This window comes from Sphingobium sp. DC-2, assembly GCF_000722555.1.
In the GTDB taxonomy this organism is placed as follows: Bacteria; Pseudomonadota; Alphaproteobacteria; order Sphingomonadales; family Sphingomonadaceae; genus Sphingobium; species Sphingobium quisquiliarum.
The window spans coordinates 1-538 of record NZ_JNAC01000038.1; the positions used below are offsets into that span (position 1 = coordinate 1).

Here is a 538-nt window from a genome sequence, read left to right on the forward strand (position 1 = left end):
GGCGGCAAGGCGACGGCGGATTTCATCGTCATCGACGTTCTTCTTCCGGCCTTTGTAAACGCCTTCGGCGCGCGCCGCTTCGATCCCGGCGCGCTGACGATCCTTGATGAACTTCAGCTCCATATCGGCGACCATGCCGAGTATGGTGATGACCATTCGCCCCATGTCGCCCGCCGTCGTCACCTCTGGCTCAAGGATGCGCAGCGAAGCTCCCTTTTCATCAAGCTCATGCACCAGGTTCAGGACATCGCGCGTGGAGCGGCCGAGCCGGTCGAGCCGCAGCACGACCAGCTCGTCGCCGGTGTGCATAAACTGCATGATCGTTTCCAGTTCCGTGCGCCCGCTCCGCGAGGCCCCCGATCCGGTCTCGGAACGGATAATTTCGCAACCTGCATTCTTGAGGCGGCCAATCTGGATATCCAGATCCTGGTCCGTGGTGCTGACGCGGGCATATCCGATACGAGCCAAGTGCAAAATCCGTCACATTAGGGGTGACTACACGAAAGTGACGCATCCGCACGCTAAGCGCGAACGTATG

1 protein-coding gene is annotated in these 538 nt (G+C 60.2%); it reads right to left on the bottom strand.

Annotation, left to right across the window (positions count from 1 at the left end):
- On the bottom strand, positions 1-468 hold a 468-nt coding region (locus ET21_RS0108005; protein WP_030539245.1), incomplete at its 3' end, for a recombinase family protein.
- Between the last annotated feature and the right edge of the window lie 70 nt (positions 469-538).